This is a genomic window from Microbacterium sp. NPDC056234 (assembly GCF_042267585.1).
Taxonomy (GTDB): domain Bacteria; phylum Actinomycetota; class Actinomycetes; order Actinomycetales; family Microbacteriaceae; genus Microbacterium.
The window spans coordinates 165282-181022 of record NZ_JBHJTE010000003.1; the positions used below are offsets into that span (position 1 = coordinate 165282).

General features: G+C 69.8%; 17 protein-coding genes. 8 read left to right on the top strand and 9 right to left on the bottom strand.

What is annotated here, in order from left to right:
- Nucleotide 1: 1 nt before the first annotated feature.
- From ACFCYE_RS10220 to ACFCYE_RS10235, 4 genes are all read right to left on the bottom strand, one after another.
- The gene (locus ACFCYE_RS10220; RefSeq protein WP_376178435.1) at nucleotides 2-3022 is read right to left on the bottom strand and encodes an AAA family ATPase; all 3021 of its coding nucleotides are present in this window, start codon (nucleotides 3020-3022) and stop codon (nucleotides 2-4) included.
- Nucleotides 3022-4176: an exonuclease SbcCD subunit D gene (locus ACFCYE_RS10225; RefSeq protein WP_376178436.1), complete on the bottom strand. Its 1155-nt coding sequence runs from the start codon at nucleotides 4174-4176 to the stop codon at nucleotides 3022-3024. Before ACFCYE_RS10225 ends, ACFCYE_RS10220 begins: the two co-directional genes overlap by 1 nt.
- Nucleotides 4177-4431: 255 nt before the next feature.
- A complete protein-coding gene (locus ACFCYE_RS10230; protein WP_376178437.1) occupies nucleotides 4432-4899 on the bottom strand; it encodes a DIP1984 family protein in 468 nt (155 codons plus the stop codon).
- Nucleotides 4900-4985: 86 nt separating this feature from the next.
- Complete coding sequence (locus ACFCYE_RS10235; protein ID WP_376178439.1) at nucleotides 4986-5294, bottom strand: GNAT family N-acetyltransferase; 309 nt, start codon at nucleotides 5292-5294, stop codon at nucleotides 4986-4988.
- A 326-nt stretch (nucleotides 5295-5620) separates the two neighbouring features.
- On the opposite strand from ACFCYE_RS10235, the gene ACFCYE_RS10240 reads away from it, so the two are divergent.
- Both ACFCYE_RS10240 and ACFCYE_RS10245 read left to right on the top strand, forming a co-directional pair.
- Nucleotides 5621-6307 (top strand): winged helix-turn-helix domain-containing protein, encoded by a 687-nt coding sequence (locus tag ACFCYE_RS10240; protein ID WP_376178440.1) that lies wholly within the window; start codon nucleotides 5621-5623, stop codon nucleotides 6305-6307.
- 50 nt (nucleotides 6308-6357) lie between these two features.
- Nucleotides 6358-7302 carry a DNA-3-methyladenine glycosylase family protein gene (locus ACFCYE_RS10245; protein ID WP_376178441.1) on the top strand — a complete coding sequence of 315 codons (945 nt, stop codon included), beginning with the start codon at nucleotides 6358-6360 and terminating at the stop codon, nucleotides 7300-7302.
- A gap of 4 nt (nucleotides 7303-7306) precedes the next feature.
- Here ACFCYE_RS10245 and ACFCYE_RS10250 read toward each other — a convergent pair whose 3' ends face one another.
- Nucleotides 7307-7900: a helix-turn-helix domain-containing protein gene (locus ACFCYE_RS10250; RefSeq protein WP_376178991.1), complete on the bottom strand. Its 594-nt coding sequence runs from the start codon at nucleotides 7898-7900 to the stop codon at nucleotides 7307-7309.
- Between the two features lie 48 nt (nucleotides 7901-7948).
- Here ACFCYE_RS10250 and ACFCYE_RS10255 point away from each other — a divergent pair, with 48 nt between their 5' ends.
- Complete coding sequence (locus tag ACFCYE_RS10255) at nucleotides 7949-8758, top strand: class I SAM-dependent methyltransferase (RefSeq protein ID WP_376178442.1); 810 nt, start codon at nucleotides 7949-7951, stop codon at nucleotides 8756-8758.
- Nucleotides 8759-8803: 45 nt separating this feature from the next.
- Complete coding sequence (locus ACFCYE_RS10260) at nucleotides 8804-9016, top strand: hypothetical protein (RefSeq protein WP_376178444.1); 213 nt, start codon at nucleotides 8804-8806, stop codon at nucleotides 9014-9016.
- 4 nt (nucleotides 9017-9020) lie between these two features.
- Here the strand turns inward: ACFCYE_RS10260 and ACFCYE_RS10265 are convergent, their stop codons facing one another.
- From ACFCYE_RS10265 to ACFCYE_RS10280, 4 genes are read right to left on the bottom strand one after another with little or no spacing between them, the layout of a single operon-like run.
- Nucleotides 9021-9776: an ABC transporter ATP-binding protein gene (locus tag ACFCYE_RS10265; protein WP_376178445.1), complete on the bottom strand. Its 756-nt coding sequence runs from the start codon at nucleotides 9774-9776 to the stop codon at nucleotides 9021-9023.
- The gene (locus tag ACFCYE_RS10270) at nucleotides 9773-10765 is read right to left on the bottom strand and encodes an iron chelate uptake ABC transporter family permease subunit (RefSeq protein WP_376178447.1); all 993 of its coding nucleotides are present in this window, start codon (nucleotides 10763-10765) and stop codon (nucleotides 9773-9775) included. The genes ACFCYE_RS10265 and ACFCYE_RS10270 overlap by 4 nt, the downstream gene beginning before the upstream one ends.
- Entirely contained in the window at nucleotides 10755-11774 is a 1020-nt protein-coding gene (locus tag ACFCYE_RS10275) for an ABC transporter permease (RefSeq protein WP_376178449.1), read from the bottom strand. Before ACFCYE_RS10275 ends, ACFCYE_RS10270 begins: the two co-directional genes overlap by 11 nt.
- Before the next feature lie 16 nt (nucleotides 11775-11790).
- Nucleotides 11791-12807, bottom strand: coding sequence for a siderophore ABC transporter substrate-binding protein (locus ACFCYE_RS10280; protein WP_376178450.1), 1017 nt, complete (start codon nucleotides 12805-12807; stop codon nucleotides 11791-11793).
- 81 nt (nucleotides 12808-12888) lie between these two features.
- Here ACFCYE_RS10280 and ACFCYE_RS10285 point away from each other — a divergent pair, with 81 nt between their 5' ends.
- The 4 genes from ACFCYE_RS10285 to ACFCYE_RS10300 are packed head-to-tail and all read left to right on the top strand — an operon-like array spanning nucleotide 12889 to nucleotide 15673.
- On the top strand, nucleotides 12889-13653 hold the full coding sequence (locus ACFCYE_RS10285; RefSeq protein ID WP_376178451.1) for a siderophore-interacting protein: 765 nt from the start codon (nucleotides 12889-12891) through the stop codon (nucleotides 13651-13653).
- Nucleotides 13654-13692: 39 nt separating this feature from the next.
- Complete coding sequence (locus tag ACFCYE_RS10290) at nucleotides 13693-14097, top strand: VOC family protein (protein ID WP_376178452.1); 405 nt, start codon at nucleotides 13693-13695, stop codon at nucleotides 14095-14097.
- 12 nt (nucleotides 14098-14109) lie between these two features.
- Nucleotides 14110-14850, top strand: a complete 741-nt coding sequence (locus ACFCYE_RS10295) for an SDR family oxidoreductase (RefSeq protein ID WP_376178453.1) — start codon at nucleotides 14110-14112, stop codon at nucleotides 14848-14850.
- Between the two features lie 4 nt (nucleotides 14851-14854).
- Complete coding sequence (locus ACFCYE_RS10300; RefSeq protein WP_376178455.1) at nucleotides 14855-15673, top strand: acyl-CoA thioester hydrolase/BAAT C-terminal domain-containing protein; 819 nt, start codon at nucleotides 14855-14857, stop codon at nucleotides 15671-15673.
- Nucleotides 15674-15741 lie beyond the last annotated feature (68 nt).

A 15741-nucleotide genomic window follows, 5' to 3' on the forward strand; every position in this document is an offset into this window, starting at 1 on the left:
GTCACGCCGGCGCGATGATCCGGCTCGGCCCGGCATCGGTCTGCTCGACGCGCAGCTGAGCGGGGATCTGCTCCTGCATCGCCTCGACGTGACTGATCACTCCGACCGTGCGCCCGCCCGCGCGCAGTTCGTCGAGCGTGCGCATCGCGACGTCGAGCGTGTCGGCGTCGAGCGAGCCGAACCCCTCGTCGATGAACAGCGTGTCGAGAGTGATACCCCCGGCGCGGGCCGTGACGACCTCCGCGAGCCCGAGAGCGAGGGCGAGTGAGGAGAGGAACGTCTCCCCGCCGGAGAGCGACTGCGCAGGCCGGGTCTGGCCGGTGAAGGCGTCGAAGACGACGATGCCGAGGCCGGATGCGGCGCCGCGAGCGGCGAGCGCGTCGGAGTGGCGCAGCTGATAGCGCCCGGTCGACATGTCGCTGAGGCGCCGGTTCGCGGCATCGACGATCTCCTCGAGCTCGGCGGCGAGCACGAACGTCTCCAGCGTCATCCGGTGGGTGTTGCCCGCGCGGCCCGCGATCGCGTCGGCGAGGCCCTTGAGCACCTCGTGCTCGTGCGCCTGATCGGCGCTGCGAGCGTGCACGGCCGCAGCCTTGTCGATCAGGCCGCCGAGACGCTCGGCGACGCCGGCGGCGCGCGCCGCGGAATCCATCTGCTCCTTCCACGCCGCGCGCGCACGAACGGCCGCGTCTTCGACCGGCGCGAGGTCGATCGGCTCCTCGGGGAACGCGCGCATCTCGAGCGGCAGGAGGATCGACTTCTCCTTCTCGCGCTGGACGGCGTGCGCGGTGATCCGCGTGTCGAGCTGATCCTGCTCGCTCGCGGATCGCAGGGCGGTCTCCACCGCATCCGGCTCGTCGAAATCGGAGCGCTCGATCGCGGCATCGCGTTCCGTGGAAGCTTCTTCGACGGCGTCGGCACGACGCGCGATCTCTGCGAGCGCCTCAGCGAGGCTCTGGGCAGCGCTGATCCCGGCGGCCGCAGCTTCGACCCGTTCGGCGACCGAGTCGAAGCTGCCACGAGCCTCTGCGATGAGGGCGACAGCCTCCCGTTCGCGCTCCTCGATAACCGCAAGGGCTTCCCTGGCCGATGCGAGCGCCTGGCCGGATTCGGCCCGTTCGCGTTCCAGCTCGGTGACGCGCTCGTCGAGCTCGGCCAGCCGTGCCTCCGCCTCCGCAACCCGGCTGCCCGCTGCCGCAGCCTCTGCGTACGCGGAATCCGCCTCGGAGAGTTCCGTCTCGGCCTGCGCGAGGCTGCGTCCTTCCGCCAGCGCGGTGGCAGTGGCGAGCTGAGCCCTCAGGCCCGTCAACCGTTCGGCGGCGTCGCGCTCGGTGCGAGCGGCGGCGTCGCGCTCCTGCTGCGCCTCGGCGACGTCGTCCGCGGACACCGGGTCGATGTGCGCGGCGGGCGCCGGATGCGCGGTGGAGCCGCACACCGCGCAGGGCTCGCCCGGCACCAGCGCCCCGGCGAGCTCGCCGGCCATGCCGTCGAGTCGGCGCTGCAGAAGATCGGACAGCCGCGTCTGCGTCTGCGTGAGCGCCGCATTGGCCGCGGCGAATTCGGCGTCGCCCGTCGTGACGGAAGCGGTGAGCCGCTCGACCTCGGCGGCCGCGGCGCGGCGAGCCGCCGCGCGATCACGATCGCGGGCGAGGTCGTCGGCCCGGTCTGCGATCCGACGCGCCGCATCCCGTTCGGTCGTCGATTCGGTGCGCAGCGCCGGAAGTGACGCGTGCTCGGCCTCGTCGGCCTGGATCCGCGCGGATGCCGTCGCGACCCGCTCCCGTGCGTCCGCCAGCTCCGCGGCGCGCTCCGCCCTCTGCGCCTCGTGCGCCGCTGCGTGCTGCCAGCCTCCGCGCTCTTCGATGCGCTCGGCGGCCCATCGTTCGAGGGTCGTCGCGGTGATCTCCGGCAGAGAGATCCCGAGGGCCTCCCACCGTTCGCGCGCCTCCGTTTCGCTCTCGACGGCTGCGTCCAGCGCGCGCTGCGCCTTCACCGCTGCGGCGAGGGCTGGCCGGAGCGCTTCCGCGCTGCGGGCGCGCTCGAGCTCGCCCCTGGCCGCCGAGATCTGCGGCTCCTCCGCGTCGAGAACGTTCAGCGCGGCGCGGGCGCGATCCCGCTCGCGCTGCGCCGCCTGATCCTCGCGGCACGTGGCGAGCGCGGCGTCCGCTGTCGTCGACAGCCGCTCGGCGTCGTCGCGATCCGCCTGCGCGCGCTCGGCGCGGTACTGCGCCCGTGCGAGCGCACGCCGCAGCGCCGCCAGCCGCTCGTCCGGCGAGCCGGCGGGTGCGTCCCCTCGCGCAGACACCTCGCCGTCGGCATCAGCGGCCTCCGACGGCGACCCTGCCAACGCCGCGGCCACGACGACGGACTCGGCCTCTTCCAGTCGAGTCGTGACAGTCATGAGGCTCGCGCTCAACCGATCGTCCGAAACCTTCCGACGCTCCTCGAAGCGGGTCTGGATGTCCTCGAAGCGCTCGGTGCCGAACAGCCGGCGCAGCAGCGCCTGCCGCTCTCTGCTGTCGGCCAGCAGGAAGCGGGCGAACCGGTTCTGCGCCAGCAGAATCACCTGGAGGAACTGCGACTGGCTCAGCTGCAGGATCGCTTCCAGCTCGTGCGCCACGTCGACCGCTCGCGCCGCGCGCCCGACCCACCCCTCACCGCTCCACTCGTCGAGCGCGACAGCCGCCGGCTGCTTGGTCATGCCTCCGCCGCGCTTGGCCGGCCTCGGATACTCGGGTGACCGCGTGACCCGGAAGCGTCCGGCCGTCGTGCTGAACTCGACGACCACCTCGCTGGGATCGTCGGGCTCGCAGTGGTCGCTGCGCAGCCGCTTCTCGCCGCCGTCGTAACGCGGCACCGCCCCGTAGAGACCGAAGCATACGGCGTCGAGGATGCTGGACTTGCCCGCCCCGGTGCGGCCGGCGATGAGGAAGATCCCGTCTGCCGCGAACGCATCGAAGTCGACCGTCTGTCGTTCGCGGAACGGGCCGAACCCCTCGACCTCGAGGCGATGCAGGCGCACTAGACCAGTGCCTCTGCGGCCACCCGCTCGTCGAGCACCTCGCGGATCAGCTCGCGCTCATCGTCGGTCGGTCCCTGCCCCTCGCGGACGTGCACGAGGAACGCCTCGATGCGATCGGTGTCCGTGACCGCCGAGCGCAGGCGCTGCGCATACGAGCTCTCGATGCGCGCGACCGTGTTCTCGGGCTCGTGCTGCACCATCGCGCAGAACGGGAACCGCTCCTTCAGGCGGCGCATGGGCTCGGCCTGGGGCAGGGCATCGGTGTAGACAGCGCAGACCCAGTCGGCGCTGTGGGCTGCGACGTTGTCGGCCGCGAGGATGTCATCCAGCGCGCCGGTGAGCGTCACGAGCCGGCGCGGCACGGGAAGCTCGAGCCACTCGACGGCGGCGAGTCCATCGGCGTCGAGGTCGACGAGCCAGGAGCCGCGCGGCTTGTCCTGCTCTCCGAAGCTGTAGTGCAGCGGCGCCCCGGCGTAGCGGACGCGATCGCTCAGCCGCTGGCGGCCGTGGATGTGCCCGAGCGCGACGTAGTCCGGCCCGTCGAACACCGACAGCGGCACGACGTCCAACCCGCCCTGACGGACCTCGCGCTCGAGCCCCGCGGTCGCATCCACTCCGGCCGCGAAGCAGTGCGCGATGGCGACGGAGCGGCCGGCGTTCGCAGCCATGCCCTCCCGTACAAGCCCCATGGCGTGGGCCATGGTCTGTGCCTGCGTGCGGAGCACGGCTTCCGGCCAGTGCTGCCGGACGATCGCAGGCTCGAGGTACGGGATGCCGTAGAAGTGCACCGGACCATCGACATCCGCGATCGTGATGGGCTGACCGACCGCGACCGGATCCGTGAGCACGTGGATGCCCTCGCGCAGCAGCCGCGCCTGGAAGCCGAGCCGGGCCGCGGAATCGTGGTTGCCGCTCGTGACGATGACGGCGGCGCCGACGTCGTGCAGCGCCGCGAGCGTGTCGCCCAGAAGCGTATAGGCCGGGCCGGCCGGGGTGGCCGAGTCGAAGACGTCGCCGGCGACGACGACCGCGTCGACCCCGTGCTCGCGCACCTGTGCGACCAGCGCCGTGAGCACGTCGGCCAGTGCGTCCAGGGTGGAGTTCCCGTGGAACGTGCGACCGATGTGCCAGTCGGAGGTGTGCAGGATGCGCATACTCACACGCTACGGATGGCCTCCGACATCGCCCGAGAGGCGTGCCGCATTGTGCGTGAGCGCCTGCGGAAGGTCCCCGTTCCCACCCTCGTCAGGACGATCGACACGCGGTGATGCACGATGCGTTGTGCGCGGTCTCCTGTGCGGTGTGCGGGGCTGCGCGATGCAGGATCAGGGCTGCCCACCACCCGACAGTGCCGGAATTGCCCCTCCGGCAGGGGTTGTGTCCGCCTCGCCTGACTACCGACTTCCGCGTCATCCCTCCAGATCGTGAGTCCAGTTGGCCTGCTGGATCCGGTTGTCCAGCTCGCGCAGGCGGTGGGCGACGTCATCCGCCGCCGCGCGCAGCGGTGCCACCGGCAGCGCCGCGATCTGCCGCAGCTCCGAGCGCATCTGGCGCAGCCCGACCTGATTCGCCCCGGATGCCGCCGCGGCGGCATCCGTCAGCACGGAGTGCTGCAGTCGCAGCACGTCACGGCTGGCGAGAGCGTCGGTCATGGTGCCGTCGTCGCCGAGGTCGAGCCCGGCGTTGGTCCTGTTGATGCGGCGGATGAGGTCGCGCAGCTGGGCGAAGGCCGCCTCCGCTTCGACCAGCAGCGCCGCGGGATCCTCTGCCGGCTCCTCGCCCTCCTGGTAGCGCGCGCTCGCGGTGATCCGTGCGCGCAACTGCTCGATCCGTCGTTGCAGGTCAGCGCGGGCCGCGAGTGCCTCGGCGAGTCTCATAGCGCCATCCTTGCAGACCGACGCGCGACCGCGGTGGCCGATCCGCGCCGTAACAAAGCGTCACACGCGCCGAAATCTGCTAGACGTCAGCGACGGCGCAGCAGAGCGTGGTGCTCCGGGTGCGCTTCGAACCAATCCGAGACGTACCAGCAGACCGCGTCGACCTTTCGATCGCCCCGCTCGAGGATGTCGGCGACGGCTCCCTCGACGACGCGCGCGGCGTGCCCCTGCCCCCGGAAAGTCGGGACTGTGAACGCTCTCGTCAGGGCGATCGTGCTGCCGTCATCCCGGTAGTCGAGGACGCTGACCAGCTGCCCGTCGTGCAGCAGCGTGTAGCGGGACGCGTCCTTCTCATCGGTGAGGACGAAGCCGTCTGCGAGGGTCGAATCGGTCACGTCCCCACGTTACGCCCGGCGACGGACAAAGGCTCCGTTTTGACACGGAGCGACACGATCCGACATAATCCACCCATGACCACCAACGCACGCCCTTTGTCCGCCCAGGAGGCGAACGGGACTGCCGGGATGATGATGCCCGGCCGCGTTGCCATGTGTTGCCGAATGTGCAGCTGACACTTCAGCCCACCCTGCCCGGCTCGGCCTTCGCGATCTGCGACGCCTGAGCTCCCGAGCACCCACCTGCGTGCTCGCCACCGGCCCTCAAGGTCACTCTCGCAACGCATCAGAGCCCGTCGGCTCACCCTCCCAAGGACTTCATCATCATGTCGAACACCGCTACCCTCGACCGCCCCGCCACCGCCGCCCGTCTCCGCCCCGTCGCAGACGCGCCGGCCGCCGATCTGCCGGCCACCCGGTCGCCCCGCGGCTTCGCCCTCTACGTCGGACTCGACGAGATCAAGGCCGCTGAGGCCGGAGTCAGCCTGCCGCTGCTCGTCGACGCCCTGCGGCGCACACTGGCCGAACTCGCGCCCGGCGCCGAGACCCACGCCACCGTCGCGCTCTCGCCGCACGGCGCCGGCGGCCGCGACCTCGACGTCGTCCGCCTCGCCCTTCAGGAGCCCGGCGCCATCGCCCGCACCAGGGCAGCCGAGGAAGAGGCCTCCGAAGAGGACGAGGGCGTGGTCGTCGACATCTCGCGCAAGCGCGTGCTCATCGATGGCGACTCGGCCGCTTTCACCTACAAGGAATTCGAACTGCTGCAGTACCTCGTGCTCCGCGAGGGCCGCACGATCGAGCGGACTGAACTCGTCGGCGCGCTGTGGCAGTCGCCGGAGGACGAGACACCCGGCGAGCGCACGATCGATGTGCACGTGCGACGGCTCCGGGCCAAGCTCGGCCGCTACGAGGACATCGTGCGCACCGTGCGCGGCGTCGGCTACCGCTTCGACCGTCACGCGGACGTCGTGATCCGCTACGGCCACGGCACCCCGTCGCCCGACCGCTTCTGACCCGCGGCCCTTCCGCGGTCGATGTCAGCCTCGCGGCGTAGGGTGTTCGCATGACCATGACAGCGGATGCCGCGGCTCCGGCCGTGCCGCTGTCGACCGTCTACCGCCCTGCGCATCCGCTCGATGCGATCCGAACGGTCCGCGTGCTGATGCGAGGCCCGAAGGACCCGACCATGCTGGTCGACGGCACCACCCTGTGGCGCGCGAGCCGCACCCCGCACGGCGTCGCGACGCTCGCACTGCGCGCCGCATCCGGAGGCGTGCACGCGAGCGCATGGGGCCCAGGCGCCGGCTGGGCGCTCGAGCAGCTGCCGTCGTTATGCGGAGCCGATGACGACGCCACGGGCTTCGACGTCACGGCGGTCCCGATGCTCGCCGAGATCGCCCGCCGAACGGCCGGTACCCGCCTCACCCGCACCGACCTGGTGTTCGACGCGCTGGCGAGCTCCGTGATCGAGCAGAAGGTCACCTCGTTCCAGGCGTTCGGTGCGTGGCGCGTCCTGGTGAGCCGCTTCGGCGAGCCGGCTCCCGGCCCGACGCCGCGGCCGATGTTCGCGCCGCCGACCGTCGACGGATGGCGCGGCATACCGTCCTGGGCGTGGCATCGTGCAGGACTGGAGCCTCCCCAGTCGCGCGCCATCGTGACAGCAGCCGCACGCGGACAGCGCATCGCCGATGCGTTGCTGGCGGCGCCGACCGGGTCCGACCGTGACCGCATCCTCACCAGCCTGCCCGGGATCGGCGCCTGGACGGCCTCCGAGACGCGCATCAGGGCGCTCGGCGACCCCGACGCCGTGAGCGTCGGCGACTACCACCTCGCCCATCAGGTCGGGTATGCGCTGACCGGCTCGCGCGTCGACGACGACGGGATGCTGGAGCTCCTGGCCCCGTGGACCGGTCACCGCCAGCGCGTGATCCGCCTGATCCTCGCCGGCGGTCCTCGCGAAGCGCGTCGAGGTCCGAGGCTCGCTCCCCAGGACCACCGTCGCCACTGACGCGTCACGCCGCCGAATGCGTGATGCCGCCGTTCGGCAGGTGGCTGCGCTCACCGTCGTGAGTGACGATGGTGAGGATCTCCACCGGTCCGCCGTGCGCGCCGATGACGTGCGGAGTAGTGGTGGCGAACTCCGCAGCCTCGCCTTCCGCGACCAGGATGGTGCGGTCGCCGAGATGAAGACGCGCGGTTCCGGACAGGACCGTGAACCAGTCGCGGCCCGGATGCACGACCATGTCCTCCGGTCGCGTGCCGCGACCCGGGGTGATGCGCATCTTCGCCACTGTGACGCCGTTCATCCCGCGCTCATGCGACAGGAGCCAGATCGTGACGTCACCGGCGGCGGTGGCCTGAGGACGGATGACGACGTCCTCATCCTCTTCCGATTCGATCAGCTCGTCCAGCGTTGTTCCCAGCGCCCGCGCGATCGACACGAGCTGGTCCAGAGCGATGCGGCGCTCGCCGGTCTCGATGCGGCTCAGGTTGGACGGACTCAGGTGGCAGCGCCGTGCCAGCGCGTCGAGAGTCCAGTCTCTGGCGAGGCGCAGAGCGCGGATCCGCTGCCCGACGAGACGATCCACATCGTATTTTTGCTCCATAGGCAAAATGGTATGCGCATAACGCATGGCGAGGATACCGTGATCCTCATGGATCATCACCACGCACACGGTACGGGCCACGCGGACGTTCTCGATCTCGACGCCCACGTCGTCGGGCACCTCGATGAACTGACGCAGTGGGTGGGCACCCGCCTTCGTACCGAACCGTCGACGGTGCTCGATCTCGGATCCGGAGGTGGAACGGGCACGCTCGCGTTGGCTCGCCGCTTCCCTCGGGCCTCGGTCGTCGCGCTGGATCAGTCCCCGGAGATGCTCGCCCATCTGGCGGATGCCGCACGAGCGGCGGGTCTCGGTGATCGCGTGACCCCGGTGCACGCCGACGCGGAGGAGGACTGGCCGGAGATCGGCGCGTTCGATCTGGTGTGGGCGTCCTCATCGCTTCACCACATGCAGGATCCCGCCCGAGTCCTGCGTGCGGCGCGCACGGTGCTGAGACAGGGCGGCGTGATCGCCGCCGTCGAGATGGACGGCCTCCCCCGATTCCTCCCGACCGACCTCGGGTTCGGGCGTCCCGGACTGGAGCAGCGGTGCCACGAGGCCATGGACGCGCGCGGCTGGAACGCCCATCCGGACTGGGGACCGCACCTGCAGGCCGCCGGTTTCGTGCTCGAGGACGAGCGCACGTTCACCTATCGGAGGGAGCCCTCCTCCGATGCGCGCCGCTACGCGCGACAGATCTTCGCCAACGTGCGCACGCATCTGACCGACATGCTGGATTCGCAGGACCTCGACGCGATCGACCGGCTGCTCGACGGCGATGCTCACGGATCGCTGGTCGCACGCGACGATCTCGTCGTCCGCAGCGCCCGAACGGTCTGGCTCGGGCGCCGCATCTGAGGGATCGACCAGCGGCGACCGGCGCATCACCGTACGCTGGAGCGCATGGCAGCGACGAAGAAGCAGCGGTGGACCTGGCTCGGCGGCACGATTCTGCTGCTCGTGCTGGGAGTGGTGATCGGTCTGATCCTGCAGAACGTGTGGCTCGGCATCCTGCTGGCGGCGATCGTCTCGATCGGCTGGCTCATGCTCGTCGAGTCCCGCAAGGGCAACAACAACACCGGCGTCAACGACGAGACCCACGGCATCGAGATCTGAGTCCTCAGAACGTCAGGGCGACCGGTCGTCCGTCGATCATCCTGACGTCCACCGGATGGTCGTAGATCTCGCGCAGCACATCGGTGCGGACGATGTCGCCCGGTTCGGCATCGGCGACGACCCGTCCGCCGCGCATCGCGACGATCCGATCCGCGTGATGTCCGGCGACGTTGATGTCGTGCAGGACGACGATGACCTTCTTGCCCAGTTCGTCGGCCATGCGGCGGATCAGCTGCATGATCTCGGCGGCGTGGCGGAGGTCGAGGTTGTTGAGCGGTTCATCCAGCAGCACGTAACGGGTGTCCTGTGCGAGCACCATCGCGATGAATGCCCGTTGCCGTTGGCCGCCGGACAGCTCGTCCAGGAAGCGCTTCCGAAACGGTGTCAGGTCGAGGTACTCGATCGCTCGATCGATGTGCGCACGGTCGTCGATCGTGAAGCGGCCCCTCGAGTGCGGGAAGCGTCCGAACTCGACCAGATCGTGGACGGTGAGGCGCGCCGCGATGTGGTTGTCCTGCCGGAGCACCGCCAGGACCTTGGCCAGCTCGCTCGATGACGCCGTGGTGACATCAGCGCCGTCGACGGTGACCCTCCCCTCATCGGCGGCGATGAGCCTTCCGACGAGGCCGAACAGGGTGGATTTGCCCGCCCCGTTCGGCCCGATCAGCGCCGTCACCCCTTCGCCGCCGAACTCGATCGAGACGTCATCGAGCACGACCGTCTTCCCGTAGCGTTTCGTGACCTTCTCGAGCGCGATCATCGCGCCCCCTTTCTGAGGACGAGGAACAGGAAGAAGAGGCCGCCGGCGAACTCGATGATCATCGAGATGCTCCCCCCGAACCCGAGGATCTGCTCAAGGACGACCTGCCCGCCCAGCAGGCACAGCATGCCGATGAGGGCCGCCGTCGGCAGCGTCCACACGTGCCGGAATGTCCCGGCCCACGAGTAGGCGAGGTTGGCGACGATGAGACCGAAGAACAGGATGGGTCCGACCAGCGCGGTGGAGGCCGCGATCATCACCGAGATCAGGGTGAACAGCAGCATGACCAGGCGACGATGGTCGATGCCGAGTCCGATCGCCGCAGGCTCGCCGAGGGTCAGGACATCCAGCTTGCGCACCAGCGGGACGATCGCGATGCAGGATGCCGCCACCAGCACGCCTGTGAAGACCAGAAGCGCCGGATCGGGGCGGGTGAGGGATGCGAACATGGCGTCGGTGAGCACCTGGAAGTCGAGGGGATCCAGCATCCGCTGCATCCACTCCGAGAAGCTGCGGAAGAACGTCCCCAGCACGATGCCGACCAGCAGCATGAGGTGCAGGGATCGTCGCCTGCCGCCGAACATCCAGGTGAACAGGAAGACGCTGAACGCGACCATGACCACCACCTGCACCGCCCACAGCAGCAACTCGTTCGTCCGCAGGAAGGATGCCGATCCGAAGAAGAACACGATCGTCGTCGCGATCAGCACGTAGAACGCGTCGAACCCCATGATCGACGGCGTCAGGATGCGGTTCTGCGTGATCGTGTGGAAGACGACCGTCGAGACGCCGACCGCGACCGCGACGACGAGCATCGCGAGGACGGTCAGAGAGCGGATCCGCAGCGCGAAGGCGAGCGAACCGGGCACGTCGGTGAGGAGATAGACGGCCACGAGGACGAGCACAGCAACGCCCAGTGCGCTCAGTCGCACCGACGGACGGCTGCGCAGCGCCTGCAGCCGAGTACGGGTGAGGGTGTCAGTGGGCACGGCTCCCCCTTCGCAGCAGCAGCCAGAGGAACAGGGCAGCGCCGACGATCCCGACGATGACCGACAGCGGGATCTCGTACGGGAAGCGCACCACGCGCGCGAGGATGTCGCACCCGAGCACGACGACGGCGCCGAGCCCGGCGACCCACGGGATCGACCGGCGCACGTTGTCGCCGATGATCAGGCTGACGATGTTCGGGACCACGAGGCCGAGGAATGGGATCATGCCTGCGGTCACGAGCACCGCCGCCGTGATCATCGCGATGATGACCATCCCGATCGCGACGACGCGGCGGTAGTTCAGCCCGAGGTTCGTGGCGAACTCCTCGCCGAGCCCGATCACGCTGAACCGGTCGGCCGCGATCCACGCGATGACGACCATGGCGGCCGCGATCCACAGGAACTCGTAACGACCCTGCATGACCGTCGCGAAACTGCCCTGGGACCACTGGCCGAGCGACTGCAGCAGGTCGAGCCGGTAGGCGAAGAACGTCGTGACGGACGCCACGATCCCCCCCAGCATGATGCCGACCAGCGGCACGAGCACGAGCTGGCGCACCGGGATCGCGCGCACGATCCGCAGGAACACCCAGGTGCCGGCGAGCCCGAACACGGCCGCGACGCCCATCTTGCCGACCACGGCGAGTCCTGGCCACACGACGGTCGTCACCAGCATCCCGAGCGTGGCGAACTCGCTGACGCCCGTCGTCGACGGTTCGACGAAGCGGTTGCGCACCAGCATCTGCATGATCAGACCCGCGATGCCCAGCGAAGCGCCGACGAGGATCACGGCGATCGTGCGGGGCACGCGACTGGCCAGCAGGAGGAATGATGCCGCGCTGTCCGGCCCTCCGGCGAACAGCGCGACCGGCGACACGTCCGAGGCGCCGATGAACAGGCTCGCGACGGCGAGCAGCACGAAGAGGACGCCGATGAGGACCCCCACCCGGCTGCACCGATGGCGGGCCGGAGCGGGGGCGCTCGTCGAGGCGGTTGCGGTGAGTGTCACGCGTGCGCGGGGGAGGTCACTCCGTGATCTGCATCACGTCGTCGATGAGCAGTCGGGTCGTCTCGATGCCGCCGTACACGATGTACCACGCCACCGGGTCGAGGTAGACGATCGCGTCGTTCTCCGACGCGGTGGTCTGCTTCACGATGTCGTTGTCGAGGACCTGCGCTGCGGCGCCGGCCTCCCCTTCGCCCGTGGCCGCGTCCCGGTCGACGATCCAGAGCGTGTCGGGGTCGTGCTCGAGCAGGAACTCGAACGAGATCGGCTCACCGTGCGTCGCGGATGCGACGTCCTGGACGACCGGCTCGACGCCGAACACGTCGTAGATGAGACCGCCGCGCACGTTGGAGCTGCCGGCCTCGGCACCGGTCGGCGCCATCGCGCTGAGCTCGCCGCCGGAGACGATCACCGCCAGGCCGTTGCCTGCCGCGGCGGTGGCCTCCTTGGCCTCGTCGATGCCGACTTCGAGGTCGGCGAGCGCTTCGGCGGCCTTGTCCTCGGCGCCGAGCACCTCGCCGAGGAACGTCACGTTGCGTTCGAGCGTCTCGAGGTAGCTGCCGCTGATGCCGAGGTCGATCGTCGGAGCGATCTGGCTGAGGTCGTCGTAAAGCGCCGATGACCGGCCGCCGATGACGATCAGATCCGGTTGCTGCGCCTCGATCGCGATGAGGTCCGCCTCGAACAGGGTGCCGGAGTTGAACGCATCCTCGGCGAGGCTGTCCTGCAGGTACGCCGGGACGAAGTCCAGCGGCGCACCCGCCACCTCGCCCCCCAGTGCGCCGATCGTGTCGACCGTGGCCATCTCGAAGGCGACGATCTTCTGCGGATCCTTCGGCACCTCGACGGTCTCGGTCTCATACGCCGGGTCCTCGTCCTCGCCTGCGGTGTTGCGCTCCCACGAGTAGGTGACGGTGCTCGTCTCGGACGATTCCTCCTCGGCCGCCGGTGCGGATTCCGCACTCGCGCAGCCGGCGAGCGCGAGCGCTGAGATGAGGACGAAGGATGCTGCGGCGAACGGCCGGCGCGAGGACATGGTTCTCCCTGAGACGATGGACGAAAATAGAGTGAAGGTAAGGTAAGCCTCACCTGTTCAGATGTAGGCTAGCCTAACTTCATGACCTCGTCGAACCCGCCCTTCACCATCGAGCGCCGCATGAACGACCTGCGCTTCCGCACCGTCGCCCTCGCATCCCGGGAGCGGTTGGCACCGAACTACGTGCGGGTGCGGCTGGAAGGCGAGGATCTGGCGGGGTTCGAATCCCCCGGCGCCGATGACCACATGCGTCTGTTCTTCCCCGCGGAGATCCCCGACACGGTCGAGGAGCTCCGTGCGGCTCCGAGCCGCGAGTACACGCCGCTGTTCTGGGGCGATGGCTGGCTCGAGGTCGAGTTCGCCGTGCACGGCGGTGAGGGGGTCGCCGCCCCGTGGGCCGCGACAGCGCCGCTCGGCGCACGGATCGGCGTCGGCGGTCCTCGGGGGTCCGCCGTGCTGACAGGTACCCCCGGCAGCTGGATGCTGGTGGGGGACGAGACCGCGATCCCGGCGATCCGCCGGTTCGCCGCACGCATCGACGAGGCCCCGGCTCGCATCGTGATCGAGGTCCGCACTCGCGAGGACGAGATCACGATCGACGCCCCCGTCGACGTCGAGTGGCTGCATCGGGGGGATGCATCGTCCGGATCGGCGTTGATCGCCTTCCTGGAATCGCTGCGGGCGGAGGATGCCGTGGGCGAGCACCCCTTCGTCTTCATCGCCGCCGAGCAGGCCATCGTCAAGCCCGGCCGTGCGCTGCTCGAGCGGTGGGGCGTCGACACGGCGCAGGCCGTGGTCAAGGGCTATTGGAAGCGTGGCGAGGCCGAGTACCACGCGCCGCATTGACCCTCGCGGGGTGTCGGTGCCGCCTGCCACACTGGGCGCATGGCGATACTCGACCACCTCGGCATCACCGTCGACAGCGTCCCGCGGGCGTCGGCGCAGTTCAATCCGGTGATGGAGGCGCTCGGCTACATCCGCTCGCACGATGCCGACGACTGCGCCTACTGGCGGCAGTCGGGGCAGCCGGAGGTGCTGCTGTATCCCGCTCGCGCCGACGGCACCGAACCCCACGAGCACGGGCGGGTCGGGTGGCAGCACCTCGCCTTCGCGGTCGACTCCCGTGACGAGGTCGATCGTCTGCACGCGGTCGCTCTCGAAGCCGGCTGGGTCGCCGTTCGCGAGCCGAAGGAGTACCCCCGCTTCACCGAGCGCTACTACGCTTCATTCGTGGAGGACGACAACGGCATCCGTCTCGAGTTCATGCACAACCCGGCGGGGTGGGACTGAGAAGATGTCCGCATGAGGATCGCCGTCGCAGGAGGCACGGGAGTCGTCGGACGTCACACGGTCGATGCCGTGCAGCGAGCCGGGCACGAGGCCGTCGTTCTGAGCCGCGCGGCCGGTGTCGATCTCGTGAGCGCCCGCGGACTGGATGCCGCGCTGGCGGGCGCCGACGCCGTGATCGACGTCGCGAACATCACGACGGTGAAGGCCACCGAGGCTGTGGAGTTCTTCACCGCGGCGACGGGCAATCTCATCACCGCGGCCGCTGACGCGGGCGTCGCGCACGTCGTGCTGCTGTCGATCGTCGGCATCGACCGCATGCCGGTCGACTACTACGCCGGCAAGCTCGCTCAGGAGAAGATCGTCGAGACATCGGCCGTGCCGTGGACGATCCAGCGCGCCACGCAGTTCCACGAATTCGCGGGCCAGATCTACGATCGAGCGAAACTGGGTCCGCTGCATCTCGCCCTGCGCGCACGCACCCAGCCCGTCGCCGCACGGGACGTCGCAGAGCGCCTGACCGCCCTGGCCACGGGACCCGCGCAGGGCCGGGCGCGCGATCTCGCCGGCCCGCGCGAGGAGGCGCTGGACGACATGATCATCGCGTTCGCGCGCGCGAACGGCCACCACGGCTGGATCCCTCGGGTGAGCATGCCGACCGCACAGATGAAGGGCATGCGCGCCGGTTTGGCGCTGCCGGGTCCGGATGCCGAGCTCACGACGCAGACCTTCGCCGACTGGCTCGGCCAGCGTTGACGCGATGACACGGATCGACGAGACGGACCGGCATGTCGCCGCGCCGGCGAACCCGACGGGTTCCGGGATCCTCGTGCTCGCCGGATCGAGCGGACGGATCGAGTCGGAGCGCGCCGACCTGCTCGCTCGGCATGGGGTGCGCGCGCACGCGATCCGCTGGTTCGGCGGACAGGGGCAGCGCCCGGTTCCGCATGAGGTGCCGCTGGAGCTGTTCGTCGACGAGGTCGCCCTGCTGCGCGATTCCTGCGACCGGGTCGCGATCCTCGGCACATCGTTCGGTGCGGAAGCGGCGCTGCTGACCGCCACCAGGACCCCCGTGGATGCCGTGATCGCGATCGCACCGACGAGCGTGGTGTGGCCGGGCATCCTCGACGGCTCCTGGTCTTCGCACTGGACCGAGGCCGGTGCGGCGCTGCCGTGGGTGCCGTTCGTCGAAGACTGGACAGCCCCCACGGACCCGCCCGAGTTCCGGGGGCTGTACGCGGAGAGTCTCGATCGGCATCCCCTCGAGGCCGAGGCCGCCGCGATCCCCGTCGAGCGGATCACGGGCGAACTGCTTCTCGTGGTCGGTGAGGACGACCGGGTATGGCCGAGCGGCCGCTTCGCGGACGAGATCGTCGGGCGCCGATCGTCCGCGGGCCTGCCGACGGACGTGCTGCGGCACTCCCGTGCGGGCCACCGCGTGCCGTTCCCCGGGGAGGCCATCGCGTCGGGTGGGCATCGGATGGCGCGCGGCGGCTCGCCAGAGGCGGATGCCGAGCTGGGCGCACTGGCCTGGGATGCCGTCCTCGCGCTGACCCTCAAGGCGACACGCCCGAGCTGATAAGCTCACCGACATGGGTTCGATCATTTCTGGCGCGACGTTCGACGCGCGCTGCTTCACCTTCCGCG

Bases quoted from the DNA above. Each gene is read 5' to 3' on its own strand.
- ACFCYE_RS10225 (WP_376178436.1), bottom strand. From the start codon at position 4,176: ATGCGCATCCTGCACACCTCCGACTGGCACATCGGTCGCACGTTCCAC.
- ACFCYE_RS10230 (WP_376178437.1), bottom strand. From the start codon at position 4,899: ATGAGACTCGCCGAGGCACTCGCGGCCCGCGCTGACCTGCAACGACGG.
- ACFCYE_RS10240 (WP_376178440.1), top strand. From the start codon at position 5,621: ATGTCGAACACCGCTACCCTCGACCGCCCCGCCACCGCCGCCCGTCTC.
- ACFCYE_RS10245 (WP_376178441.1), top strand. From the start codon at position 6,358: ATGACCATGACAGCGGATGCCGCGGCTCCGGCCGTGCCGCTGTCGACC.
- ACFCYE_RS10250 (WP_376178991.1), bottom strand. From the start codon at position 7,900: ATGGAGCAAAAATACGATGTGGATCGTCTCGTCGGGCAGCGGATCCGC.
- ACFCYE_RS10255 (WP_376178442.1), top strand. From the start codon at position 7,949: ATGGATCATCACCACGCACACGGTACGGGCCACGCGGACGTTCTCGAT.
- ACFCYE_RS10260 (WP_376178444.1), top strand. From the start codon at position 8,804: ATGGCAGCGACGAAGAAGCAGCGGTGGACCTGGCTCGGCGGCACGATT.
- ACFCYE_RS10265 (WP_376178445.1), bottom strand. From the start codon at position 9,776: ATGATCGCGCTCGAGAAGGTCACGAAACGCTACGGGAAGACGGTCGTG.
- ACFCYE_RS10280 (WP_376178450.1), bottom strand. From the start codon at position 12,807: ATGTCCTCGCGCCGGCCGTTCGCCGCAGCATCCTTCGTCCTCATCTCA.
- ACFCYE_RS10285 (WP_376178451.1), top strand. From the start codon at position 12,889: ATGACCTCGTCGAACCCGCCCTTCACCATCGAGCGCCGCATGAACGAC.
- ACFCYE_RS10290 (WP_376178452.1), top strand. From the start codon at position 13,693: ATGGCGATACTCGACCACCTCGGCATCACCGTCGACAGCGTCCCGCGG.
- ACFCYE_RS10295 (WP_376178453.1), top strand. From the start codon at position 14,110: ATGAGGATCGCCGTCGCAGGAGGCACGGGAGTCGTCGGACGTCACACG.
- ACFCYE_RS10300 (WP_376178455.1), top strand. From the start codon at position 14,855: ATGACACGGATCGACGAGACGGACCGGCATGTCGCCGCGCCGGCGAAC.